The following is a 23,305-nucleotide window of genomic DNA, read 5'->3' on the forward strand; positions in this document are numbered from 1 at the left end:
CGAAACGCAGGGTTTACAACCCTGCCTAATTTGACACAGCTGTCTGCACTACTACCCCGACATGTTGATTTAGCTTGCTACATCAATTCCCCCGACAGCTGTGTCACCCTTTCCAGTTTGCATAACTGATTGAGTGATTTAATAAAATTTTTCAACCAATTATGTAAATGGGTTACCAACATCACCGGTTCAAACGTAAGTGAACCATAGGTAACTATACTCATTTTGATGTCTTCACTGCTTTGCGATGAAGACTCAACGAAAGAGCAAATTGCTCCACAACTTTGCTTAGAATAACCGCTAGGACACCATTATGATTATCTCAGCTTCTACTGACTACCGCGCTGCCGCGAAAGCCAAGCTTCCCCCGTTTCTATTCCATTATATTGATGGCGGCTCTTACGACGAACGCACGCTGAAGCGTAATACTGACGATTTAGGTGATGTCGCTCTTCGCCAACGCGTCCTACGCGATATGACAGATTTGAGCCTCGAAACCGAGATCTTCGGTGAGAAACTGGCAATGCCAATCGCGCTAGCTCCTGTTGGTCTAACTGGTATGTACGCGCGCCGAGGCGAGGTGCAAGCAGCAAAAGCAGCCGAGAAAAAAGGCATCCCATTTACTATGTCGACTGTTTCGGTTTGTCCGATTGAAGAAGTCGCACCTGCAATTGAACGTCCAATGTGGTTCCAGCTTTACGTGCTGAAAGATCGTGGCTTTATGAAAAACGTACTTGAGCGTGCAAAAGCAGCAGGTGTAACAACGCTGGTGTTTACCGTTGATATGCCAGTTCCTGGCGCACGTTACCGTGACATGCACTCAGGTATGAGTGGTCCTAACGCAGCCATGCGTCGTGTATTCCAGGCGATGCGCCACCCAAGCTGGGCGCTGGATGTGGGTCTACTTGGTAAACCGCACGACTTAGGTAACATCTCAACTTATCGTGGCGAACCAACAAAGCTAGAAGATTACATCGGCTGGTTAGGCGCAAACTTCGACCCTTCTATCTCCTGGAAAGATCTTGAGTGGATTCGTGATTTTTGGGATGGTCCAATGGTTATCAAAGGCATTCTGGATGAAGAAGACGCGAAAGATGCGGTACGTTTCGGCGCAGATGGCATTGTGGTATCTAACCATGGTGGCCGTCAGTTAGATGGCGTACTTTCAAGTGCTAAAGCACTACCAAGCATTGCGGATGCGGTAAAAGGTGATCTTAAGATCTTCGTAGACTCTGGTATTCGTACTGGTCTTGATGTCGTTCGTATGCTCGCACTTGGTGCAGACTGTACGCTTCTTGGCCGTTCATTTGTGTACGCATTGGCAGCACAAGGCGGAGCAGGCGTTGAAAACCTACTGGATCTGTACGATAAAGAAATGCGTGTAGCAATGACGCTGACTGGCGCTAAGTCTATCGCGGATCTTTCACGCGATTCGCTAGTGAAAATCCCATAATCTTTGCAATCGAGCAAAACAGAAGTAAATTACCACCTTCTAAAGAAGGTGGCTTTGTGTGAGCCCCCTAAAAGGGGGCCTTTGTTTAGTCCAGCGCCAATTGCTGCTGCTCTACTCGCTCTTGCTTCTCTTGATGTCTTACATATCGGCGTATTATTTCTTCATTGATTCCAACACTATCGACAAAATAGCCTCTTTGCCAAAAGTGATTACCCCAAAGCCTGTTCTTCCTAAGGTGAGGAAACTTGCTAAATAGCTTTAAGGCTATTTTGCCTTTCAATACCCCCATCAACTTGGATATCGAAAGCTTTGGTGGGACCTTTACAACTAAATGTACGTGGTCAACTTGTACGTTTAGCTCTACGACTTCACATCCAAGTTGATTACAGTAAACATAAATACATCGATAAACTTCTTTACCTATATTGTTCTTCAAGATCCTAAATCGATACTTTGGCGTCCACACTATATGGTATTGACAACGCCAAAATACGTGGGAAGCTTGATTGTATCTACTCATGTTATTTGTCCTCTTTGACTTCTGGAAAAATCAAAGACGCATTTAGCATGAGTAGTTTTACAGGCAAAGCCGAAACGGATGATAACCACCTACTGAAGTAGGTGGTTTAGGGCTGAAAACGAAAAAACGAGCCAACAGTGGCTCGTTTTTTATTGCTCTTCAACCCGATAATTTGACGAGCAAGCTAGCTAACTTGGTGAACGTACTCGATCACGACTTGGTTTCCGTCGATAAACACGTTACTGATATCGCCATCCACCGTCACACGATTTTGTAAATAAACGGTACCAGATGCAGATAGATCACGCTCCGTCAAAGACGGAATCACCTGACCAGGACGTACATGTAGCTGCTCGCATAGCTGTTTTACAAAACCTAGCGTCAGTGGAGAATTACCACGTAACAAGCCAGAAAACTCGTGTAGACTCAAACCAAGGCGCTTCGCCATTTCCATTTGAGTGATGTGCATTTTGGCTTTTTGTGACATCCAGATGTCGTAGAGCGCGTTTCGATCCAGCTCTGTAAATTCCATATCTGCCTCCGCTAATTCAAGAGCCAATACACTCTCACACTTACTTAAGATAAATGTTAGCGATAAGTCAGAGAAGTTATAATTGATCGTCCAAATATCAACCCTCAATCATTGGTAGCGTACCTCTGAACATGCATGAAGCGATCGCTCAACAGAACATTGAGGTGACTCTCTTGTCATCGGAAGGAAAAGTCCATCTCGGACGGTTTAGACATAAGTAAATGATTTAAAGGAAATCACTGGGGTGAAGGAGTAATATCTGCTACCTTTCCTTCCATGGTTCACTAGAAATAAGTTACATATGCCACAGTGGTTTACCGAATTACAAAGCTACATTGAAACGTCTCATCAAAATTGGAGTGGGAGCGTCCTTTTCATTACGCTCGCTAGCTTTATAGCTTGGATAGCTTGGCGGCTGATCCGCTCTCGCCTCGCTGCGCTCGTAGAGAAAACGCCCTTCCACTGGGATGACATGTTGCTTGATGCGCTAAAAGCACCAGTCAGTACACTCATTTGGTGTTGGCCAGCAACCGTCTCTATCGGCATCATATTAGAGAGCGAGCTCAACGATAAAATAAACTGGTTGAGTACGCTGAAACTGATTTTAATCATCAGCATCTTCGTATGGACCGTTATGCGGCTCATTACCAATGTTGAAGAGCATGTTCTCGAACAAAAGAACCGAGATGAAACAACAGTACAAGCGATAGCTAAGGTCGCGCGCCTGTTCTTTATTACCGTCGGAATTCTAACCGTAATGCAGGCATTTGGTCTGTCACTATCGGGCCTACTTACCTTCGGTGGTGTTGGTGGTTTGATCGTCGGTTTAGCGGCGAAGGATTTGCTGTCTAACTTCTTTGGAGGTCTTATGATCTACTTCGATCGTCCATTTAAAGTTGGCGATTGGATCCGTTCTCCAGACCGACAAATAGAGGGGACAGTAGAACGCATTGGCTGGCGCATGACCATTATCCGAACTTTCGATAAGCGTCCACTGTATGTACCAAACTCAGTGTTTAGCAGCATTGTCGTAGAAAACCCATCTCGCATGCTGAACCGACGTATCTACGAAAAAATTGGACTTCGTTACGACGATGCTGAAAAAATGCCGCAAATTATCACCGCGGTAAAAGAAATGCTGAAAAATCACAAAGACATTGATGCACGCCAAACTCTTATCGTTAATTTCGATACATTCGGTCCATCATCATTGCACTTCTTTATCTATACCTTTACTAAAACCGTGAATTGGGTGAGATACCATGAGGTTAAGCAGGACATACTGCTTAAGGTAATCAACATCATTAAAGAGCACGATGCAGATATCGCGTTTCCTACTCAGACGCTTAAGCTCGACCCTATACAAATGGTAAAATCGGAAGAGCAAGAAGATCACGGCTTCTAGTTCTCACCAATACCCCAATAATCAAGCCCGCTGTGTTTAAGCGGGCTTTTTATTTTTCTTCGCATGAAGTGGTTATTGTTGCGTTAACACCATACGTGCATTCAGCGGTTGGATTGGGCGATTGTTTTTCCCCATTACTTCCGAAAAAGATTTTATCTGCTCAGGAGAAATAGTTTGTGCTTCTTTCATCACCAACCAACGCACACCTTCAGAGCATGGTGGTGTCGTTAGTGAGCCGTTAAAGCGGTAGTAGTCTTTATCACTTGGGATAAGGGCATCCGCATCAAATGGAACCTTGATGGTAACATCTTGATCTTTAGTTGGAATGTTAGCTAGCATCTTAGCTAGATTTGGGTTCGCGTCACCCAGTTTAAAGAACACCGCGACAACAGCTAGATGACCTACTTTGTCGGCATGCACAAAGTGTACTTCTAGTGGGTATTCTTTACCATCCACATGGTTTTCAGATGGCGTATGGAAGTGGAACTGTTTCAACATAAACTCTTTACCATCAATGGTGAGTGTGTTTTTACCTTCTAAACCAGTCTGTAAAGTGTGACCGTTGTTCAGCAGTGAAATTGCCTTACCTTCGTAGTCGAAATTCAATTTTTCTAGCTTCGCTTCGGTCGCCGATTCAATGTTGATTGGGCTCTGGTTTTGACCTTTCGCGCACTCAGATGCAAACTCACCCCAATGAGCTGGCCCATGGTTTCCCTCGTAGCCCCAGCTTGCTGCATAAGCTGTTCCTGTAAATACCAGTGCCAAACCTAATGTTGTTAGTGACTTCTTCATCATTTTCCTTATTTCTGAAAGTTAAATTCCGTGAGAATAAAGCCATACTAATCTCACAAAATTAAGCAGTGACAGAGTGAAAACTATGATTACAAAAGATTTTTGGAATAGAAGCCTCTAATGATGTAATTGACATGATGCTCAAAATTGAACGTCAACGATTATTGAGTCGGTGTAAGTACCTGCAGGAGGGGTCGTTTGGCTGGTTAGTATCTGCGCGCGATAATTATAATTCTGTGGCGTGATACCATCCGGAATGGAGCCGCCAGTATCGACGTCACTGTGTTCACGACGTTCAGAACTGGTTCCTCCCCAGCGCTCCATCGTTGATGACTTATAGATTTCATACTCCAAATAGTGACCACTAGAAATCATTCGCCGCTGACCGCCGGACGCATTTAGGCCGTCATTCAAGCCAATGGAGAAGGAACTATTCTTGGTACAAGTTAACGATATAACCTGACTGACTGGCTCAAAACCGGCCACTAATGGGGACGAACCAAAATCAATATCTGGCGCCGTGATCATACAATCAGGGGTCACTTCCAACTCAACCGTAATCACGCTTTGAGCGCTGCCATTGGCGCGGCCAATGCATACCCCTAGAACCCCGATACCCTTACAGTAATCCCAAATCCAGGATACGGTGATTTGGTCTTTATAAGTCCCAGCGGAAAGATTACTACCCACTCCCGTCCGAGCATAGAGCGGAAACTCGGCTTGAGTGCCAAACAACCCGAGTAAATCGAGTAACCCGATTTCAAAAAAATTGTAAGTTTGGCCGAATACATACTCTTGTGAAAGACCTGGATCGCCAAAAATCTGATAGCTGAGCTCCGAACTCGGATCATCCTCATTTAATAGCAAACCATTATTTATGCTGTTAAACGTTGCTGATACGTAGTCGCCACTTAACAAAGACACAAGTGTAGAAAAGTCACACGTAATCCCCGCATGAGGCTGAGCTGAGCTTTGCTGCTGAGAGCTTGAAACAGTAAACGAAGAAACATTGCCAAACAAGATTAAAGGTGTTGCCGCCGTGAGCTGACAAGCCATTGTCGAGCACGAGAAAAAGAAAAGTAGGCTAGCAAGCCAGCGGCGCAAAATCATAGTGCGGTCTCTTCTTCGGCTTTGATACAAACCTGCTCAGGCAATGTTTGTATTTTTTGACTCTCACGCTGATACAACCCCTCAATAAACACTTTACATGGCGGCTGTCCTTGAGGATAAAACTGAATGTAGCGGCCTGGGTCAACACCTTCAAAGTAGGTAAAACCATCCCAACCAATTTGGCTTGTTAAGCCCGTTTCTGAGCGGCCATATGTACCAATCGGAAGGAACAAATGATTTTCGTCTACCACCGTCATGCTCAGTGCAATTTGTAGCTCTATTGGGAACTCTAACAGGTAGCCGTAGCCCGAATGTATCGAAGCAAACTGCTCTGTTGCAGAAAACGCAGCATTGGCAGGTAAATTAAGTGGATCGATTTCATATTTGGCGGTGTAATACGCCGTAGCCCAAGGAACAAGTAAGTAACCTTCATCGTCTGTCACTCCGACAATTTGATTTTCATATTTAACCGGAATACCTTCAAAACCACTGGTGCTCACCACAGCGAAGCTGTCATACACTTCATTCGCCGGGAATATTTCTCCATCCAACGTAGAGACCGAACCTGCCATTTCCGCAAAATAATCATAGTCGCCACTGGTGCCATTTAACCCCGCTCTGAACTGCGCCCATGACGCACGGTAGGTCAAATCAGCCTGTTTACGGTTTTCTGGGTGTTCGTTAATATCATGCGCTAAATTGACGCCCCACCCACCTCGTATTGGCGCAAGGCGGCTGTAACCCACTCGCCCTCGCACATCGCCATCATCCTCTCTTTTCAGCGTTAGCCCCGAACTTCCCCCCAAAGAACTGAAAGGTAGAGAGAATTGCGCCAACGTAACACTCTGACCACCAATACTATGGTTGTAAGACAGGGACATATTGATATTAAAAGGCAGAGCGTAGCTATAAGTAAGATTTAGGGTACGTGAATCTGAGTCGGATTGTTGAATATCAAAGTACCCACCAGAAAGTGAGCCCCAATCTCCCAAACGGACTCCCATATTGATTTGTGATAGATGGCGCGACGCGAGTGAAGCGTCCTTGCCGTCATCGAGCATTTCGTAATTTGGTAAATGAGATAAGGTATAAAAGTCGGCTTGTTCTACTTGAGTTCGAGCAGCGAAGCTAAACCGCCGAGACTGATAACTATAACCTAGCGCATATGAGGTAGATTGATCCTGAAAATTACTCACGCGAAACGAGGCATCCACCGTACCTAAATTGAAAGCATTGGTGACAAAGCCCAGCCCCGCAACGATCAGGTCATCTTTTGCTTCGGCTTGAGCTTCTAATGTTAACCAATCAGTCATGCCATGACGCAGAGCGGTAACCACGCCACCGTCTCCATAGTCGTTAGATGCATTACCGAAATTTTCTCTGATCGCACCAATACTCGCACTGTAAGATGTAAATCCGGTCTTCAGTAGATCGGAAGAGAGAAAAAATGGGCTGGTCATGACCGTTTGCTTACCTTGAGCATCCGTTGCAATTACCGTTGCTTCCCCAGCACCAGAGAGCATTGGAATATCGTTAATAATGAAAGGACCGGGCCCAACATTCATTGAGTCAGTTTTAAAGCCATTGATAAACAAATCTAACGTAGTGGGCGCTGTGACCTCACCGTAAAATGCAGGTAACGGCGTCGTCACGACATCCGGACGCATAGAGAAATCATGCGACAACTGAATACCCGCCAGTCTTACTGGTTGGCTCCAAGATAAAGGGCGAACAATATAGTCCCCTACCTCCATACGAATTCGCTTCTCTTGATTGACGTACTCGTAACTCGTATCAAAACGAGTGTACTGGCTGCTTTGCTGGGACTGAACATCGCGATGAAAGTTAGATTTAAATATCCCGGTAGTAGAAAAAACGCCAAACTCAGAAAAGGCTCTGACTTCATGATTTATAGAAACCTCCTTTTGTCGGTTTTCGTTCTCGTACACACCAAATACGTTGTAGTTAAGCAGGCCACCACGCCCAAACTGAGCCGGGGAAAATCGCCCCATATCCTGCGCTGATAAGCTCTGCATCGGTAACCAATTAGGCGGTACGTCAATTGCAAGTTGCAATGACGATTGCAAGTAACGCACGTTAACACCTGGGATAGACGTAACCTCAAGTCTCTCTTCGGTTCCAGGCAACGACGTGGCGGTAACCCCAACTGAAATGAGGTCCTCCCGGAGCAAAAAGAACTGATCGCCAACTCGCTCAACTTTCGCAACAAGCCCTGTTGCTCTTTGATTGATCACCAACTCCAGATTGAGGCTAATATTCTCAAACTTTTCTAAAGAGAAATTTTCAGGACTCGGTAGCTCAGAGAAGTGGTTTGCTGAATTTGCACAGAGACCAATACTGCTCCACGTTACGCTAAGTAATACCAACCAAAAGAAAGCATTCATTGTATTAAATCTATTCATTATTGCTTCAATGGTATTTGGTAACGTTTACCTCCAATATTCGCGCTCAAACTCAAGGGTCTGACATTACTATGGGGAATAGACCAAACCTTATACTGTTCAGGAAGAATATAGCCAGCTAGTCCATCGGAAATAACGACAGGATCTTTATTTGGTAGATTCAACTGTAAATTCACTAAGCGAACATGGTGTTTTCCTGAATTTTTAATGTGAACAAAACGCTGATTATTTTTCTTAATAAACTGTGCCTGTAAATCACCCCATAATTCACTGTCACGGTTTGGTTTTTGAGTATCAGTCAGCCCTTTCCCGTAAATAAACAAAGGTATCGAGTAACGCATTCGGACTTTTACAGCGAGTTCATTTTCCGTCAATTCTGTTTGAGGGTTTTGAGTTGGCGGTAATTCATCTATGATCACTCGGTATGCATACTCCTTACCCGCAGAGGCCTCATCTTGGTTGATGATGCGGATTAACTGCTTTTCACCTGGTTCAATTTTGACAAACGGAGGAGTTGCAATTAACTGGCTTTGACTTGAATAACTATCTTCTCCTTCGTTTTGTTCCCACTTAAAAATTCTCACCTGTAAATAAGAATCAACACTGCCTTTATTTACCATCCAAAGTGATGTTGCATTACTCTCCTCTGATATTTTGGGGTAAATCGGCCAAATTAATAATGAGTTAGCGTTGGCATTTGAGAAAAAAACAAAAAGGAAGGTTATTAATAATAGTTTTTTGAGTATGAATTCCATTTCACCCCTCCAAAGTTCACTTACCACTCTAATGTCAGCGTAAGCGTATCCATATAAATTCCAGCCATTTCATTCCCATTTATTGTCGCCTTTGCCCAGATAGGAAACTGAATATTATCTGGGTCTTGGTCAGTATCGACGGAATATTGCGTGTCAATATCAAGCACCTGCGTGTAATTTAGATCCTGGAACAAAAAGTAATCTACCGTTGTCGCTTCTTCACTGTGCTTTAGCTTACGTACACCATCCGATGCATTCATCCCGCCATTTACGGAAACATTCATCGTAATACCCGGAGTACAACTTAATGTGAGTGATGAACTGTAAGTGATGCTGCCTTGTACTTCCGTCGCGTAAACTGAAGAATGCTCACCAAAATCTAACGTACCTATTTGCCCGGCTTGGGTTGGGCTTTCTTCTTGTACTGAGCCGTTAATCAAACAACCTGTATCTACGATGGCAGACACCTGAAAAGTTTGTGTCGCATCAGCCAGCACAGTTAAAGAACACAAACTCATCGCGACAAGTGAAAAGCTCCTAACAACCAGCGTCACGTTTTACCAGCTTAGCGTCACACTGATGGTATCGGAGTATGTACCGGCAATGCTGCTCGTACCGTAAGCTTTCGCAAAAAGCTCAATAGTTTGCGATGTTGCACTAGTAAATTCAGACAGAGCTACCGTCCCACCTTGTATAATTTGTGTGCTTCGGTCTGAGTCGGTAAACAACGTATAATCAATAAATTGCGCGCCATTTGACATCGCGTAGGTACCAACGGTCGCACTTGCATCATACAATCCGGTGCCCAATGTAAACGTCGGTGTCACACCATTACTACAAAGCACTTCAATACCCGTCGCACTACCACCATTTACCACACCATCTTGTTCACTGAAGATTGCAGGCACGTCTCCAAAGGCGAGTGAGCCAAAGCCAACGCCAGAAGCTGCATCTACCGCATTATTTCCATTAATCACACAACCTTGTACAAGGTTAATTGAAACATCAATCGTACCGCTCACTGACGCTCCACTCGCTTGCCAACTAAATGAGGTTAAGAGCAGAGGCATCATCAGATAAAATCTTTTCATATAAAGCTCCATTTTTACATTCCACTGTATATCGGTAACCTTTTTATTAGTTATAGCTCAATTATGACAAACCAAATGCATATAAAATGTAAAACAATAAAAAGAAGCAGGATAAGGATAAAGACGAACAGCAAATAAAAACATTAAACTTAAAAATGACGATTTTTAAGCATGTAATACTAAATAATAACCACTAAAAACAAATGGTTATTATCTTATTCCAAATACAGAATCGACAATGAGTTAGAAGGTAGGGCGAAGTTGAGTGGAAAAAATCTAAAAAAAAGTAGCAGAACGATACGAGAAGTTTAGAAAAGATTGGCGACCATTTCTTCCCGAAACAAAAATCTTCATGAAACAAAAATGCGCTCCAAAAAGGAGCGCATTTCTTACTTGAATAAGTTATTCCCAATCAAGAATAACCTTGCCTGACATGCCGCTGCGCATTACGTCGAAGCCTTCTTGGAAATCGTCAATCTTGTAGTGGTGCGTGATGATTGGCGATAGATCCAGACCAGATTGGATCAGTGAAGCCATCTTGTACCAAGTTTCGAACATTTCGCGACCGTAGATACCTTTGATCACCAAGCCTTTGAAGATAACTTGGTTCCAGTCGATACCCATGTCTGATGGTGGAATACCGAGTAGTGCAATGCGACCACCGTGGTTCATTGTGGTTAGCATTGAGTTGAATGCTGCTGGGTTACCAGACATTTCTAGACCAACGTCGAAGCCTTCTGTCATGCCTAGCTCAGCCATTACATCTTCAAGCTTCTCTTCAGCCACGTTTACTGCGCGTGTTACACCCATCTTACGAGCAAGTTCTAGACGGTATTCGTTCACGTCTGTGATCACTACGTGACGAGCACCAACGTGCTTTGCTACTGCCGCTGCCATGATACCGATTGGGCCAGCACCTGTGATAAGCACGTCTTCGCCTACTAGGTCGAAAGAAAGTGCTGTGTGTACTGCGTTACCAAACGGGTCAAAGATAGACGCTAGATCGTCAGAGATGCCTTCAGGGATCTTGAACGCGTTGAACGCTGGGATCACTAGGTATTCTGCGAATGCACCTTCGCGGTTAACGCCCACACCAATCGTGTTACGACATAGGTGAGTACGGCCGCCACGACAGTTACGACAATGACCACACGTGATGTGACCTTCGCCAGATACGCGGTCACCGATTTCAAAGCCACGAACTTCCTGACCAATCGCAACCACTTCACCCACGTATTCGTGACCGACAACCATAGGCACTGGAATGGTTTTTTGTGACCATTCGTCCCAGTTATAGATGTGTACGTCTGTACCACAGATAGCGGTTTTCTTAATTTTGATCAGAATATCGTTATGGCCGACTTCAGGTTTATCAACCTCAGTCATCCAGATGCCTTCTTCAGGCTTTAGCTTTGATAATGCTTTAATTTTCATAATGTAACCTTAATTAAAGGCCCTATTGTCTAAGGCCTAGAATCTTAAATAAGACCCATGTCCTTACCAACTTGGATGAACGCGTCGATTGCACGGTCTAGTTGCTCGCGAGAGTGCGCCGCAGACATTTGAGTACGGATACGTGCTTGACCTTTTGGTACTACAGGGAATGAGAAGCCGATTACGTAGATGCCTTTCTCCAGCGCACGCTCTGCAAATTCTGCTGCTACTTTTGCGTCACCAAGCATGATCGGAATGATTGCGTGGTCAGCACCACCCATTGTGAAGCCTGCGTCTTCCATACGAGTACGGAAGTGTGCTGCGTTTTCCCATAGACGGTCACGTAGGTCACCGCTCTCTTCTAGTAGGTCTAGAACGCGGATAGAAGCGCTTACGATTGCTGGTGCAACAGAGTTAGAGAATAGGTATGGACGAGAACGCTGACGTAGCCAGTCAATCACTTCCGCTTTACCAGATGTGTAACCGCCTGAAGCGCCGCCCATTGCTTTGCCTAGCGTACCAGTGATGATGTCGATACGGTCAACTACGTTGTGGTGCTCGTGCGTACCTGCACCTGTTTTGCCCATGAAGCCAACAGCGTGAGAGTCGTCAACCATAGTCAATGCGCCGTACTTCTCTGCTAGGTCACAGATAGCTGGTAGGTTTGCTACTACGCCGTCCATTGAGAACACGCCGTCCGTTACGATAAGAATGTGGCGAGCACCTGCTTCTTTCGCAGCGATCAATTGTTGCTCTAGCTCTTCCATGTTGTTGTTTGAGTAGCGGAAACGCATTGCTTTACATAGACGAACACCATCGATGATTGAAGCGTGGTTTAGTGCGTCAGAGATGATTGCGTCTTCTTTACCTAGAATCGTTTCAAATAGGCCCGCGTTTGCATCGAAACATGATGTGTAAAGAATCGTGTCTTCTTTACCTAGGAACTTAGAAAGCTTCTGCTCAAGCTCTTTGTGGATGTCTTGAGTACCACAGATGAAACGTACTGAAGCCATACCAAAACCGTGCTCGTCCATGCCTGCTTTACCCGCTTCGATAAGTGCCGGGTGGTTAGCAAGACCAAGGTAGTTGTTCGCACAGAAGTTTAGTACTTCTTCACCAGTAGAGATTTTAACAGCCGCTTGCTGTTGAGACGTAATGACACGCTCTGATTTGTAAAGGCCTTCCGCCTTTACTTCTTCGATTTGCTGCTGAATCTGTTGGTAGAATGCAGAAGACATTTGAAATTCCTTCCTAGTTATTTTGGCGAGTATTTACTCGTTTAGAATTAGGCTTAGCCTTTATGTGACGGGCGTCACGGGCTATCACTCATCAATTAATTGTAGTGTAATTCAAGGAAGGAGGAAGGATTATACCTTAAGGTGGAAAAGCATTAATGAATCCTAGACACAAATTCAATTAATGCTTTTCTATGAGGTTGTTATAAAAGGAATTATAGCCAGGTAGGCTTAGCCAAAAGTGCTTCAAAGTCCTTAGCAGGTAATGGTCGGCTATAGTGGAAACCTTGTCCGAACTCACAGTTTAGGTTTTTCAGGTAATCCACATGACGCTGTTCTTCGATGCCTTCTGCGACGATCTTAAGATCCAGCGCTTTTGCCATTGCTATGATTACGTTCACAAGCTCGCGGTCTGAGTCGTTCTCGAACATATTTTGCATAAAGCTACGATCAATTTTTAAGCGGTCGAACGGAAACTTCTGCAAGTAACTCAGCGCAGAATAACCAGTACCAAAATCATCAATAGTAAGTTTGGTGCCTAACGCTCGTAAGTTATTAAGCATGTCTAATAGCTCAGAATCGTGATTGAAGAGGAGACTTTCTGTCACTTCAATATCGAACTTATTTGACGGAAGACCAGACTCCTCAAGGCTGTGTTTAATAAACGTAAGTAAGCGCTCGCAGTACCTAAATTGAACACTAGAAAAGTTTACAGAAACAAACAACGGAGTCAGACTTTGCCATTGTGCCGCTTGTCGACACGCTTGTTGAATAGCAAACTCACCAATTTGATGAATTAAACCATTTTTCTCTGCAATAGAGATAAACTCTTCAGGGTTTACAAATCCGTACTTGTCATCATTCCAACGCATTAGCGCTTCTGCACCTACGATTTTACCACTACTCAGCTCAATAATTGGCTGATAATACAGCTCTAATAACTGATTGGAGATCGCACTTCTCAGACGATTTTCCAGATCCAAATAGCGTTGCAAATCTTGGTTCATATTATGGTTATAAAAACAAAAGCCATCACGCCCATCTTGTTTCGCCCGATACATTGCCATATCAGCACATGCAAGGAGCTGCTCAGCGTTGTCTCCGTCATCCGGGAACACAGACATTCCAACACTGCTACTCAAGAAGAATTCATGGTTGTTCCAAACAAACGGATCGTTAAACGCCGAAAGCACACTTGAAGCAACTCGCTTTGCAGTATCATTATCAGGCAAGTCTGGGATGACGAGTAAAAACTCATCCCCACCAATTCTCGCCAATAAGTCTGTTTTTCTTGCGACTTGATACAGTCGCTGAGCACTGAGTTTAAGGATTTCATCCCCAACAAAGTGTCCCATTGAATCGTTAATCTGCTTAAAGTGGTCTAAGTCGATGAACATCACCAAAACTTTAGACCCACTACGCGATGCCCTAATTAACTCCAAAGCCAATCGCTCGGAACCATAACTACGATTAGGTAAATTGGTTAATGTGTCATATTTAGCTTGGAAGGCGAGTTCTTTTTCAGACGCTTTTCGACGTTCAATTTCGTTCGTTAATTTTTTATTCTGTTTAGAAAGAATATCTTTACGCTTTTTTTCTTCCTCAAGCTTAATTTTCAATTCAATCCTATTATTGTTCGTGATGAATGCATAACATAAAGCAATGACGATCATAACGGCGAGAATACTCAAACCAATAATAAAGAGCCGTGATGTAAATATATCTCGTTCACTCAAAGGCTCGAACCACGCCATCAATTTGAAGTGATGTTTATCCACAGGCACTTCAAAGTAAATTTTTCCGTCTATAGCCTCAGAAACGAAATAGTTCTCATCCTTATTGTGAGAAGGTGTTTTATTTATGGTATCCCATACAACCATTTCCACGTCTTTTATTTTTAGCACCATTCGGCTATAACTATCTTCGTGTTCTTGGTTAGTAAGTTGGTCAATAACAATATTCTTATTAAGATCGGCAATTAAAAAGGCAACAGGCTTTCCGGAGAACTTAACTTGCTTAATGACTTGAATGCGAACGTCATCATTGTATCGCGTCGCACAAACCTCTTCGGGATGCCCGTGTTGAGTCATTAAGGTTTGTATGTCCATTTTGTGCTCGGCAAGGTTTTCAGATCCAGTGGTGACAATGGTGACTCCATCACTGCCTACCAGCGTGAGCTTCTTATAGATTTGGCTGCTATTAATTAGCTTACTGTCTATCTTCTCATCGAAGCGACGCTTTAAATTAATTAAACTTGCACCTAACCCATACTCCATTGACATGCCAGAAGCTAAATTACCAAAGAATGTTTGTATTGTTTTATCTGTAGCTAAATTATCAACATCTTCACTCGCTATGGTAAATAAATTATCGAGTGTGCTTGCATAACTTTTTACTTTTAAATCTAGTTCTCTGTATTGAGATTCTTTTAATTTATTTTGACCTACGCTAGTCACAGTAATAAGCATAGCTAAGTAAATTGAAACTAATATTGCGCTTATTGTAATAAATCTTTTACTGGAAAATTTTTTAACGGCCTTATTCATCGGACTTTCTTTTTATCTTCTATAAAGTAATCGTTATAAAAGTAGTAAATAGATGGATAGTATTTTTTTACTAGTTTTTCGTATGAACCGTCTTTTTTTATCGAGTCTAAATAACGATCAAATGCTTTGCGTAATTCAGGGGAATTTTTACGGAATGCAACAGCCATTTTTTGATTTTCAGATATAGGGCCAATGACTTTTATTTCACCCGGCCATTTTTCGAGGGCAATTAGCGTATCCGCAACATCTAATAATGTGCTTTCCGCATCATTTTTCATTATCGCTGGAACCATCTCATTAAGGAGACGCGCCCCATCAGGTAATATAACTTTTGCACCTGTGTCATATAAGTCATAAAGGTTAGGATCCAAGCAAGAATGTTCTAAAGCTAACACTTCGCGACCATCGATCAGCTGCTTGACGTTTTTAACATCTTCATCGACCGACCCACTTGGTTTAATCGGGCTCAGACTAGAGTCGGATCTGGAAACCAACCATACACCTGAAGGAAAATAATCTTGTGAAAAATCGACAACCTCAGAGCGCCAATCAAGAATAGTAACGCCATTTGCGATCAAATCGCCTTCAATTGGAACACTTTCTCCGACAACAGCCTGCTTGTTGTGATATTGCACATTTTGCCCTGTCAACTTACCAACCACGTCGCTCCACTGTGCTGGAACATACTGGTACTGAACACCTAACGACTTGGCAAAACCTTTTATTATCTCTACATCCAAGCCAGTCAAAGTTTCCACTTCACCTTGTTCAATATAGGAGACAAAGTTAGCGTACGGGACACCAATGTGACGCAGTACACCGCGTTCACGGATTTGTTGTAAATCGTCTGACCAAGCGGCAGACGACGCAACAGAGGTAACCATGAGCGCCACCGTCGCTAAAGTTCTTTTGAATGTTATGACTGACATAATAATATCCTTACCTTTCACAAAGCGCCCAATAATGGGCGCTTGAGTGATAAACAACGATGTTAGAACGACGAGTAATACAAATTCGTCATCGCCACTACGAGCCCTTCCACATCTTGTTCGTCATGGAACAAATGCGTAGAGATACGCAGCGCGTAAGTATCAAAGTCATCATCCTTATGCAGCTTAAAGCTAGTCGTACGGATGATGTAACCATATTCTTCACGTAAACGATCTCGGAATTCCGTCAGTATCTCTTCATTAGTTACATCGGAGAACGGGTTAACCGTCGTTAAGCCACTGGTTAAGCCTTCCACGTTTGGTGAATACATTTTGGCTTGTGGTAAGTACTCTTGAAGCAAGGTTTTACATAAACTACCAAGGCTTACAACTCGCTCTTCGATACGGTCTCGACCAATCTCATCCCACATTTTGCAACTATCAACTAGTGCTTGTTTCGCAGGATAGTTATCGTTACCAATGTATTGCATTTGCAGCTGTTTACCCAGGTAATCAGCATGAGAAAGTGAGGAGTTGATCAACCATAACGGGTTCTCTCGGTCACTCCAATACTCATTCAAACGGTTACCGTTATCACGAACATACAGAATACCCGTCGCGCCCGGACCACACTGCCACTTATGACCAGATCCTGCATAGAAATCACAATCCATATCGTGGAAATCAAGGTCAAACATACCGACCGTATGCGCGCCATCAACAAGAGTAGGCACACCATACTCTTTTGCTAAAGCACAAATGGCTTTTGCTGGTAGCGCGGTTCCTGTTTTGTATGTGATATGAGAGAAAACAATTAGGCGAACGTTTTGATTCGCATCAAGCGCGTCTCGGAACGCTTGAATGTAATCTTGCTCAGAAACGTTTTCGGTACCAGTAAATACTGGTAGTTGAATTTCTACCACATCCACACCAAAACGATGTTTCGCTACGTTCATAGGTGATGTTGCAGCAATATGTTCATGGTGTGTCGTTAGAATCACATCACCTGGTTCAAAGTGTAAGCCATTAATGATCGAGCATAAGCCATCAGTAGTGTTGCGGCTGAGAATGATCTCTTCTGGGTTAGCACCAAAACCTGGTGCGACGTCTTTAACCATCTCAGAAACATACGGCCAAGAGCCAAATTTGCCTTTCATGTCCCAAGGATATTTAGCCACCAGCTTGTTGTTATGCTCGTAATCTTCAAGAACATGTTTTGGCATTGAACCTGTTGTACCAATGTTCATGTAAGTGGTTCGTTTGTCCAAAACGAACTGTCTTCGCACTTTACGCCAGAAGCGCTTATCGTGTTTCCTACCTAGCCCGCGGCTGCTCCAATCAATTTTCTGTTCTCGTGCTTGAGCTACGCCTGAGAAAGCGGAAGCACTCACACCAGCAACAACAGCTCCTGTTGCGCCTTTCAGAAAATTACGGCGGCTGCTATTAGTCTGAATAGATTCCTTGTCTTTCATCTTTTTCAATCCTTGTCGGAAATTAGCCATATTATTAATTTTAAGTGCGTAACTATCTGTTACTAAAACATTATTACCCATTACAATCAGAGTTTAATTTTTTCCTCTGCCATTAAGTGACTTTAGTTCCAATTTTTTATCTTATTTGATGATATAAGCAACAGTTTGACCACAAATCTATAAACAACAATGTTCACATTAATATATTCGTTAATTTGATTATTCTTTATTGCGGACAATTCCACCAAATTCTTTATAAAACAATTATGAGCTTTGTTATAAAGTCATTAAAAATTTAACTTTGCGTTAATTTAAAAATATTCAGGCTATTTTAAGATTGGCGTCTATTCTTTTTATATCTTAACGATCTCAACATGTTAAGACTAAATAAAAGAAAGCTGATTTCGGGCCGAGATATCAGTTTAAGACCATAAAGTGATACACATCACTCTATGACATAAACTCACCGCTCAACAGACATAAGTAAAACAGGTTTTCACTAATATGTGCTTGAGCGTACACCCTAAAAGAAGGAGGTCCCATGTTAAAAGGATTGCTATGCATTTCAGTTGCACCCGCTCTTGTCGCCGCCCCTAACGCGCTAGCAAAAACGGTAGAAATGACTGCTCTCAACACCAATGAGAGCGCTGGTACCATTGAGATTTCACAAAGTGATTATGGCGTTGTTTTTACGCCTCAATTATCAGGTTTGTCAGCAGGTGTGCACGGTTTCCATGTTCACACTAATCCATCTTGCGATAGCATAGAAAAGGATGACAAAACCGTATTAGGCGGCGCAGCAGGTGGCCATTATGATCCTAACAACACAGGGAAGCATGGCTATCCTTGGACCGATGACAATCATTTAGGCGACTTGCCTCCACTCTATGTGGACATGGACGGCAATGCCAATCAGCCCGTTGTCGCTCCTCGCCTAAAATTATCAGATTTAAAAGGTCGAGCGTTAATGATCCATGCAGGCGGTGACAATCACTCCGATCACCCAAGTAAGCTAGGTGGTGGCGGCGCTCGCGTCGTATGTGGTGTTATTGAATAAACATTAACTTATGTCTCACACTTCTCTTTAGATTGCGAGAAGTGTGAACTTCTGTTGATACTGAGAGGAGGTTGCATTGGTCTCAAGGTAGCTGTGGTGAAGCATTAAGATCGATTGGACAATCTTCGTCCCGATCCCCAAAGAACCGCCCTCCGCTTCTTCCTCGATGTGATTGACGAAGGTAAAGTGGATACGCGACTTATCTTCACTCAAATGCGCTTGGCAATGCACTTCTGAACCGATTGGGCTGTGGCGCAATGCATTTTCAAGCAGGTTCAATACCAATCGCTCCAATAGCCCCTTGTCACCCACGGTTTGGATTTCGCTATCGATATCCACTTTCAATACCACTTCTTTACGAGAAAACTGGCTCTGCATCGTTTCAGCACATTCTGCCATCAAAGCGCCCAGATCTACGGGGCGGTACTCGTAGTTTGGCATTGGAGCTTCTTTGCGTGCGGCGTCTAACAAAGAATGCAATTGAGTTGAGAGCTTCTCACAATTTCGGAAAGCGACGTCAATCAAAGGATCAGATTCCGGATGTTGCAAACGCCACGTTTCCAAATAGCCCAGCACGCTTGATAACGGCGTTTTTAAATCATGACTAAGCTGCAACAAGCTTTGACGACGATGAGACGATTGATACTCCAACTGTAAAAACTGCTGCTGAATATGCTTCGCCATCATCTGATAAGAGTTCGCAATCGGCACGAGCTCCGGCACTTGGTGAGTGAAATCAGGTTGTAGGCGGAAATCATGTTCAGCTTGCTGTTGAAGTTGTTTGGTCACACGCTCAATCGGGTTCAACAGACTACGTTTGACCAGCACATAAGCTCCAAGAGCAAAGCCTAAAATGGACACTAAGACCAATCCTGCCAGCGCGATGTAAGGGGTGTCGACTTGAGCATTGGCAATGGCGTCATGTCGGGTACTGCCAATCACCACGTAGAGATAACCGACCGTTGAGCCTAATTCCTCTATCGCCGCGACAGAAAAGACTTTGTGCTCACCACGATTACGTGGGTCTTCACCCAAAATAGGAAAAGGCTGGTCATTTAAGAATTGCTTAATGGGATTGAGATCCACCGCTCCCATGATCTCCGCTCCTTCTGGTGCTGCATGGGTGGTGATATTGCCTTGGCTATCGAGGAAGTAGATTTCAAAATCAGGGCCAATCAGCATGAGCGTGTGAAAAATCGACTTGAGCGCTTTAGGGTTGTAATCCGTTCCGATCATCAGCGGATTATCATCACGCATGTGGCTGGCTAGCTCTTTATGCAGGCTTTGCTTGGTGCGTAACTCAATGGTTTCTTTTTGCCAATTGTAAGTCAGTGCAATCACCACCGCCGCGAGGCAGAACCACAAGCTAGTAAATACCACTAAGCGAGATTTGAAGCTCATCCTATCGCCTCCTTAAACAGCGATGTTTTAGAAACACCCGTGATGATTGAAAAGTGACGGTGAAAACAACTGCCGACTTACTGTCTTGGCTTGATGTTTTGACTTACTTTCTTGCATTAGTGTCTTGGCTGAAACTTATACCCAACACCCCAAACAGTTTGAATGAAGTGATGATCAGAATCAGACAAAGACAACTTGCTGCGTAAACGGTTAATGGTGCTACACACAGTGTGGTGATAACCAGAATGACTGGTGTTCCAAACGTGATCGAGCAATTCATCTTTACTGTAGACTCTGCCCGGACGAGTCGCGAGAAACTGCAGCAAAGTAAACTCTGTCGCGGTAAGAGTGACATCCTTGTCGTTTAAGGATACTTGGTGCAACTCCGGAATGATTCTCAGCGGACCAAAATCCATCGCATCATTGAGGACTTCATTTGCTACTTTGGCTTCTACGGTTTGGCTGACTCTGCGTAGCACGTTTCGCACTCGTGCTTGGAATTCTAATACGCTAAATGGCTTAGTGATGTAGTCATCAACGCCCGCTTCTAAACCATCAACCTTGTCCATTTCACCGTCTCTGGCTGTCAGCATAAGCACTGGGCTCCAATCTTGTTGCTGGCGCAAATAATGGCAGATGTCTAAGCCATCACCATCTGGTAAACCTCGGTCCAGGATCAATAAATCAAAGGGTTGTTGCTGATATTGCGCTTTAGCATCGGCGACATTTGTGGCTCGCGACACTTGGTGTCCTTGAAACTTGAGATGCATCTGAACCAGTTCTGCCAAATCATCGTCATCTTCCACCAACAAGATGTTCGCGACTAAATTGATTGCCTGTTGTTCCATGGTCCTTTCCTTGCCTTCGAGTATCCTCACTTTGCACATGACCGGAACAAATTAGAAATTCTTTCAAAAAAGGTTCCGATGACGCCATGAGGGATAAAGCGCTCGGCTACAAGCGCTTTGGAAAGGAGACGTCATCGGAGCCTGTGTTACTCGACTCGAGTGATGGTGACTTTCGCACCTGGGTTCAAGAAACGATGGTTCGCAGAAAGTGCTGAGTTTGCTAATCCATCATCTTGGCTAACTACCCCCGCATGGAATGCAACAACGTCATTGCTGTCATTACGGGCGGCATTGAAGCCCTCACCGCCACCTGCTGGGCCCGGAATGGTTGCAGCAAGCTCATCGTTTAGCTCTGTACCGGAATCCCAAACGTTCATGCTCATTTCATAGCTTTCACCTACTGCGAGCGATTTGAGCGATAACCCCGTTTCGCCAACAAAGGCATCATTGGTATTCACAAACATAGACGCCACAGACAAGTAACCGTAACGACTAGGGTCAACCGTGATGGTGACTTCGTCCGATGCACCCGGCAACACCAATCCATTACCCGAAATGCCTTGGTAAACACTGTCATTGCTGTTCATCAATTCAATTAGCTCTGCGTTACTACCGCCTTCGGCAAGATGCTCAAGTTCAACAGATGCCGCTTGGCCAATTTCAAACAGTTGGTAATCACCATTGTGACTGAGTACCGCGAGCGGAGACATAGGTTGATTCGCAGTCAAGTTCGCCACGTTGACGGTGTAGCGGTACGATTTCACTACGTCATTATCATCATCGCTTGGACAACCGGCGAGCAAGCCGACTGAAGCTGCTACTAGTAAGATTCTGTATTTCATACATCCCCCTTACTTCACAACGATTGTGATGGTTGCAACTGGGTTTAACCAACGATGGCTGCTGCTGTCTAAGTCACTGATGCCGCCAGTTGGATCGCTATCACCAAGGTTACCCGGATGCACGTGAACTTTGTCGTTAGTTACCGTTGCTTCAACGCCTGTGCCGCCAGTGCCAAAGGTAATGAAAGGTGGGTTTGGCATGCTAGACGCAAGTTCATCGTTCGCTTCTGTACCAGCATCGTAACTTCTTAGCGTTGCTCGGTATGTACCCGCTTCCGTTGGAATCTTCCAACTATCTAGACCGACAAAACCGTCATTAGTTGGCAGCAACATCGCGCTCAGAGAAAGATATCCGTGGTCGCCACTGTCCAAGGTGAAGGTGGTTGCAACACCCGGATTCAAAATGCCACCAGCAGGGTTCTCTACCACCGCACCACCAGCGTTACCAATCACACTAGCAAGCCCAGAGATATCACCGCCTTCTGCCATTGCTTCAAGTTCCGGAGTCGCTGCTTGACCCGTTCTGAACATTTGAAGGTCGGAGCCATGTGCAGCAACAATAAGTGGCGTAAAGTAGATGCCTTTGGTTGCGTTTGTCACGGTGATTTCCAATTCCGCCGCATTCACTGATGCAGAGCCTAGTGCCATAGCGACTGAAGTCATGACGAGTCCGAGTTGGGTACGTTTTTTCATTGTGATTCCATCCTTTAATGAGGGTTGAACTACCCAAGCCCATGTGTACGGCTTTACTTCTTTGTTCGTGACTTGAGTAGGTTAAGCATTACGTTTCGAACGTTTTGCGTTCTTGCCTCTAAGAATGACGAGCAAATCTATCAGCAACTTCATCGAATTCTCATAAAATTCTCACAAGTTCTGTTCGAATTCTGTCAGCAGCACTTTTTTACTCTTAATCAGGTGTTTACACGTCGCGCTTTCCCCTCCTACAATGCGGTATTCTCTGTTTAAATCACGATTCTCACCATGATTCATAACGTTCTGTCTGCCTACTATGGCGAAATCTACGGCATCGCTTTTTTCAACCACTACTTGAGCCATTACGCCCAAAGTGAACAACAAACGCTGTGGCAAACCTTGATTGAAGTGGAAGAACTCACCGCAGAAAAGCTCAAACCTGTACTGCTGACAAATGGCATGGATATCGAAAGTCGATACCAAGAGATGCTGGATAAAGGCTTGGCAGATGCAACCAAGTGGATTGGTTTACCATGGCAAGAGTTGGTAGCGACTCTTCTGAAGTGGGTAGAACCTTATGAGGTCAAATATCGAGAGTGGCATGAAGAAGTGAACGCTTCACAGCAGTATTCAAACGCTGAGCGAGAAGCTATCGAGTTGATTGCAGACCACGAAACGGCCATTTATCACTGTTGGCAGCAATACCATACTGGTGAATCTGGCTTGCCTGCACTCAATGCATTTTTGGCAAAATATCGTTAAAGCGA

Annotated in this window: 21 protein-coding genes; 4 read left to right on the plus strand and 17 right to left on the minus strand. The window is 44.1% G+C overall.

Annotation, left to right across the window (positions count from 1 at the left end; genetic code table 11):
* Window positions 1-313: 313 nt before the first annotated feature.
* Window positions 314-1,453 carry an FMN-dependent L-lactate dehydrogenase LldD gene (gene lldD, locus UQW94_RS04305; RefSeq protein ID WP_005383962.1) on the plus strand — a complete coding sequence of 380 codons (1,140 nt, stop codon included), beginning with the start codon at window positions 314-316 and terminating at the stop codon, window positions 1,451-1,453.
* Between the two features lie 85 nt (window positions 1,454-1,538).
* On the opposite strand, the gene tnpA is transcribed toward lldD, so the two are convergent.
* Complete coding sequence (gene tnpA / locus UQW94_RS04310; RefSeq protein WP_017633711.1) at window positions 1,539-1,973, minus strand: IS200/IS605 family transposase; 435 nt, start codon at window positions 1,971-1,973, stop codon at window positions 1,539-1,541.
* A 184-nt stretch (window positions 1,974-2,157) separates the two neighbouring features.
* Complete coding sequence (locus UQW94_RS04315; RefSeq protein WP_005375109.1) at window positions 2,158-2,505, minus strand: helix-turn-helix domain-containing protein; 348 nt, start codon at window positions 2,503-2,505, stop codon at window positions 2,158-2,160.
* Window positions 2,506-2,806: 301 nt separating this feature from the next.
* Here UQW94_RS04315 and UQW94_RS04320 point away from each other — a divergent pair, with 301 nt between their 5' ends.
* Entirely contained in the window at window positions 2,807-3,910 is a 1,104-nt protein-coding gene (locus UQW94_RS04320) for a mechanosensitive ion channel family protein (protein ID WP_065275477.1), read from the plus strand.
* Between the two features lie 72 nt (window positions 3,911-3,982).
* Here UQW94_RS04320 and UQW94_RS04325 read toward each other — a convergent pair whose 3' ends face one another.
* The 11 genes from UQW94_RS04325 to UQW94_RS04375 all read right to left on the minus strand — a co-directional run bounded on the left by UQW94_RS04325 (window position 3,983) and on the right by UQW94_RS04375 (window position 17,697).
* A complete protein-coding gene (locus tag UQW94_RS04325) occupies window positions 3,983-4,702 on the minus strand; it encodes a carbonic anhydrase (protein ID WP_322142025.1) in 720 nt (239 codons plus the stop codon).
* Between the two features lie 141 nt (window positions 4,703-4,843).
* Window positions 4,844-5,812: a spore coat protein U domain-containing protein gene (locus UQW94_RS04330; RefSeq protein ID WP_318118696.1), complete on the minus strand. Its 969-nt coding sequence runs from the start codon at window positions 5,810-5,812 to the stop codon at window positions 4,844-4,846.
* Window positions 5,809-8,235, minus strand: coding sequence for a fimbria/pilus outer membrane usher protein (locus UQW94_RS04335; protein WP_411912990.1), 2,427 nt, complete (start codon window positions 8,233-8,235; stop codon window positions 5,809-5,811). Before UQW94_RS04335 ends, UQW94_RS04330 begins: the two co-directional genes overlap by 4 nt.
* A complete protein-coding gene (locus UQW94_RS04340) occupies window positions 8,235-8,990 on the minus strand; it encodes a molecular chaperone (RefSeq protein WP_025768578.1) in 756 nt (251 codons plus the stop codon). Before UQW94_RS04340 ends, UQW94_RS04335 begins: the two co-directional genes overlap by 1 nt.
* Before the next feature lie 20 nt (window positions 8,991-9,010).
* Window positions 9,011-9,508 carry a spore coat U domain-containing protein gene (locus tag UQW94_RS04345; RefSeq protein ID WP_044129605.1) on the minus strand — a complete coding sequence of 166 codons (498 nt, stop codon included), beginning with the start codon at window positions 9,506-9,508 and terminating at the stop codon, window positions 9,011-9,013.
* Window positions 9,509-9,547: 39 nt separating this feature from the next.
* Window positions 9,548-10,093, minus strand: coding sequence for a spore coat U domain-containing protein (locus UQW94_RS04350; RefSeq protein ID WP_005375099.1), 546 nt, complete (start codon window positions 10,091-10,093; stop codon window positions 9,548-9,550).
* 390 nt (window positions 10,094-10,483) lie between these two features.
* Entirely contained in the window at window positions 10,484-11,515 is a 1,032-nt protein-coding gene (gene tdh, locus UQW94_RS04355; protein ID WP_005383983.1) for an L-threonine 3-dehydrogenase, read from the minus strand.
* A gap of 44 nt (window positions 11,516-11,559) precedes the next feature.
* On the minus strand, window positions 11,560-12,753 hold the full coding sequence (locus tag UQW94_RS04360) for a glycine C-acetyltransferase (RefSeq protein ID WP_005375095.1): 1,194 nt from the start codon (window positions 12,751-12,753) through the stop codon (window positions 11,560-11,562).
* 212 nt (window positions 12,754-12,965) lie between these two features.
* Window positions 12,966-15,296 carry a putative bifunctional diguanylate cyclase/phosphodiesterase gene (locus UQW94_RS04365; protein ID WP_053307924.1) on the minus strand — a complete coding sequence of 777 codons (2,331 nt, stop codon included), beginning with the start codon at window positions 15,294-15,296 and terminating at the stop codon, window positions 12,966-12,968.
* Entirely contained in the window at window positions 15,293-16,225 is a 933-nt protein-coding gene (locus UQW94_RS04370; protein ID WP_005375093.1) for a transporter substrate-binding domain-containing protein, read from the minus strand. Before UQW94_RS04370 ends, UQW94_RS04365 begins: the two co-directional genes overlap by 4 nt.
* Before the next feature lie 62 nt (window positions 16,226-16,287).
* Window positions 16,288-17,697, minus strand: a complete 1,410-nt coding sequence (locus tag UQW94_RS04375) for an aminotransferase class V-fold PLP-dependent enzyme (protein ID WP_005375092.1) — start codon at window positions 17,695-17,697, stop codon at window positions 16,288-16,290.
* A gap of 541 nt (window positions 17,698-18,238) precedes the next feature.
* Between UQW94_RS04375 and UQW94_RS04380 the strand changes: the two genes are divergently transcribed.
* The gene (locus tag UQW94_RS04380) at window positions 18,239-18,754 is read left to right on the plus strand and encodes a superoxide dismutase family protein (RefSeq protein ID WP_322142026.1); all 516 of its coding nucleotides are present in this window, start codon (window positions 18,239-18,241) and stop codon (window positions 18,752-18,754) included.
* Window positions 18,755-18,781: 27 nt separating this feature from the next.
* Here the strand turns inward: UQW94_RS04380 and UQW94_RS04385 are convergent, their stop codons facing one another.
* From UQW94_RS04385 to UQW94_RS04400, 4 genes are all read right to left on the minus strand, one after another.
* Window positions 18,782-20,155, minus strand: coding sequence for a sensor histidine kinase (locus UQW94_RS04385; RefSeq protein WP_213871262.1), 1,374 nt, complete (start codon window positions 20,153-20,155; stop codon window positions 18,782-18,784).
* A gap of 116 nt (window positions 20,156-20,271) precedes the next feature.
* Window positions 20,272-21,003: a response regulator transcription factor gene (locus UQW94_RS04390; RefSeq protein ID WP_054574909.1), complete on the minus strand. Its 732-nt coding sequence runs from the start codon at window positions 21,001-21,003 to the stop codon at window positions 20,272-20,274.
* A 146-nt stretch (window positions 21,004-21,149) separates the two neighbouring features.
* Complete coding sequence (locus UQW94_RS04395; protein WP_045413258.1) at window positions 21,150-21,845, minus strand: spondin domain-containing protein; 696 nt, start codon at window positions 21,843-21,845, stop codon at window positions 21,150-21,152.
* 9 nt (window positions 21,846-21,854) lie between these two features.
* Window positions 21,855-22,538, minus strand: a complete 684-nt coding sequence (locus UQW94_RS04400) for a spondin domain-containing protein (protein WP_005384002.1) — start codon at window positions 22,536-22,538, stop codon at window positions 21,855-21,857.
* A gap of 288 nt (window positions 22,539-22,826) precedes the next feature.
* On the opposite strand from UQW94_RS04400, the gene UQW94_RS04405 reads away from it, so the two are divergent.
* Window positions 22,827-23,300, plus strand: coding sequence for a hypothetical protein (locus UQW94_RS04405; protein WP_085569384.1), 474 nt, complete (start codon window positions 22,827-22,829; stop codon window positions 23,298-23,300).
* Window positions 23,301-23,305 lie beyond the last annotated feature (5 nt).

It is taken from the genome of Vibrio sp. PBL-C16 (assembly GCF_034321865.1).
GTDB classification, from domain to species: Bacteria; Pseudomonadota; Gammaproteobacteria; order Enterobacterales; family Vibrionaceae; genus Vibrio; species Vibrio alginolyticus.

What these genes read in the sequence shown, in the direction of transcription:
- lldD (WP_005383962.1), top strand. Translation starts at nt 314, where the DNA reads ATGATTATCTCAGCTTCTACTGACTACCGCGCTGCCGCGAAAGCCAAG.
- tnpA (WP_017633711.1), bottom strand. Translation starts at nt 1,973, where the DNA reads ATGAGTAGATACAATCAAGCTTCCCACGTATTTTGGCGTTGTCAATAC.
- UQW94_RS04315 (WP_005375109.1), bottom strand. Translation starts at nt 2,505, where the DNA reads ATGGAATTTACAGAGCTGGATCGAAACGCGCTCTACGACATCTGGATG.
- UQW94_RS04320 (WP_065275477.1), top strand. Translation starts at nt 2,807, where the DNA reads ATGCCACAGTGGTTTACCGAATTACAAAGCTACATTGAAACGTCTCAT.
- UQW94_RS04325 (WP_322142025.1), bottom strand. Translation starts at nt 4,702, where the DNA reads ATGAAGAAGTCACTAACAACATTAGGTTTGGCACTGGTATTTACAGGA.
- UQW94_RS04330 (WP_318118696.1), bottom strand. Translation starts at nt 5,812, where the DNA reads ATGATTTTGCGCCGCTGGCTTGCTAGCCTACTTTTCTTTTTCTCGTGC.
- UQW94_RS04335 (WP_411912990.1), bottom strand. Translation starts at nt 8,235, where the DNA reads ATGAATAGATTTAATACAATGAATGCTTTCTTTTGGTTGGTATTACTT.
- UQW94_RS04340 (WP_025768578.1), bottom strand. Translation starts at nt 8,990, where the DNA reads ATGGAATTCATACTCAAAAAACTATTATTAATAACCTTCCTTTTTGTT.
- UQW94_RS04345 (WP_044129605.1), bottom strand. Translation starts at nt 9,508, where the DNA reads ATGAGTTTGTGTTCTTTAACTGTGCTGGCTGATGCGACACAAACTTTT.
- UQW94_RS04350 (WP_005375099.1), bottom strand. Translation starts at nt 10,093, where the DNA reads ATGGAGCTTTATATGAAAAGATTTTATCTGATGATGCCTCTGCTCTTA.
- tdh (WP_005383983.1), bottom strand. Translation starts at nt 11,515, where the DNA reads ATGAAAATTAAAGCATTATCAAAGCTAAAGCCTGAAGAAGGCATCTGG.
- UQW94_RS04360 (WP_005375095.1), bottom strand. Translation starts at nt 12,753, where the DNA reads ATGTCTTCTGCATTCTACCAACAGATTCAGCAGCAAATCGAAGAAGTA.
- UQW94_RS04365 (WP_053307924.1), bottom strand. Translation starts at nt 15,296, where the DNA reads ATGAATAAGGCCGTTAAAAAATTTTCCAGTAAAAGATTTATTACAATA.
- UQW94_RS04370 (WP_005375093.1), bottom strand. Translation starts at nt 16,225, where the DNA reads ATGTCAGTCATAACATTCAAAAGAACTTTAGCGACGGTGGCGCTCATG.
- UQW94_RS04375 (WP_005375092.1), bottom strand. Translation starts at nt 17,697, where the DNA reads ATGAAAGACAAGGAATCTATTCAGACTAATAGCAGCCGCCGTAATTTT.
- UQW94_RS04380 (WP_322142026.1), top strand. Translation starts at nt 18,239, where the DNA reads ATGTTAAAAGGATTGCTATGCATTTCAGTTGCACCCGCTCTTGTCGCC.
- UQW94_RS04385 (WP_213871262.1), bottom strand. Translation starts at nt 20,155, where the DNA reads ATGAGCTTCAAATCTCGCTTAGTGGTATTTACTAGCTTGTGGTTCTGC.
- UQW94_RS04390 (WP_054574909.1), bottom strand. Translation starts at nt 21,003, where the DNA reads ATGGAACAACAGGCAATCAATTTAGTCGCGAACATCTTGTTGGTGGAA.
- UQW94_RS04395 (WP_045413258.1), bottom strand. Translation starts at nt 21,845, where the DNA reads ATGAAATACAGAATCTTACTAGTAGCAGCTTCAGTCGGCTTGCTCGCC.
- UQW94_RS04400 (WP_005384002.1), bottom strand. Translation starts at nt 22,538, where the DNA reads ATGAAAAAACGTACCCAACTCGGACTCGTCATGACTTCAGTCGCTATG.
- UQW94_RS04405 (WP_085569384.1), top strand. Translation starts at nt 22,827, where the DNA reads ATGATTCATAACGTTCTGTCTGCCTACTATGGCGAAATCTACGGCATC.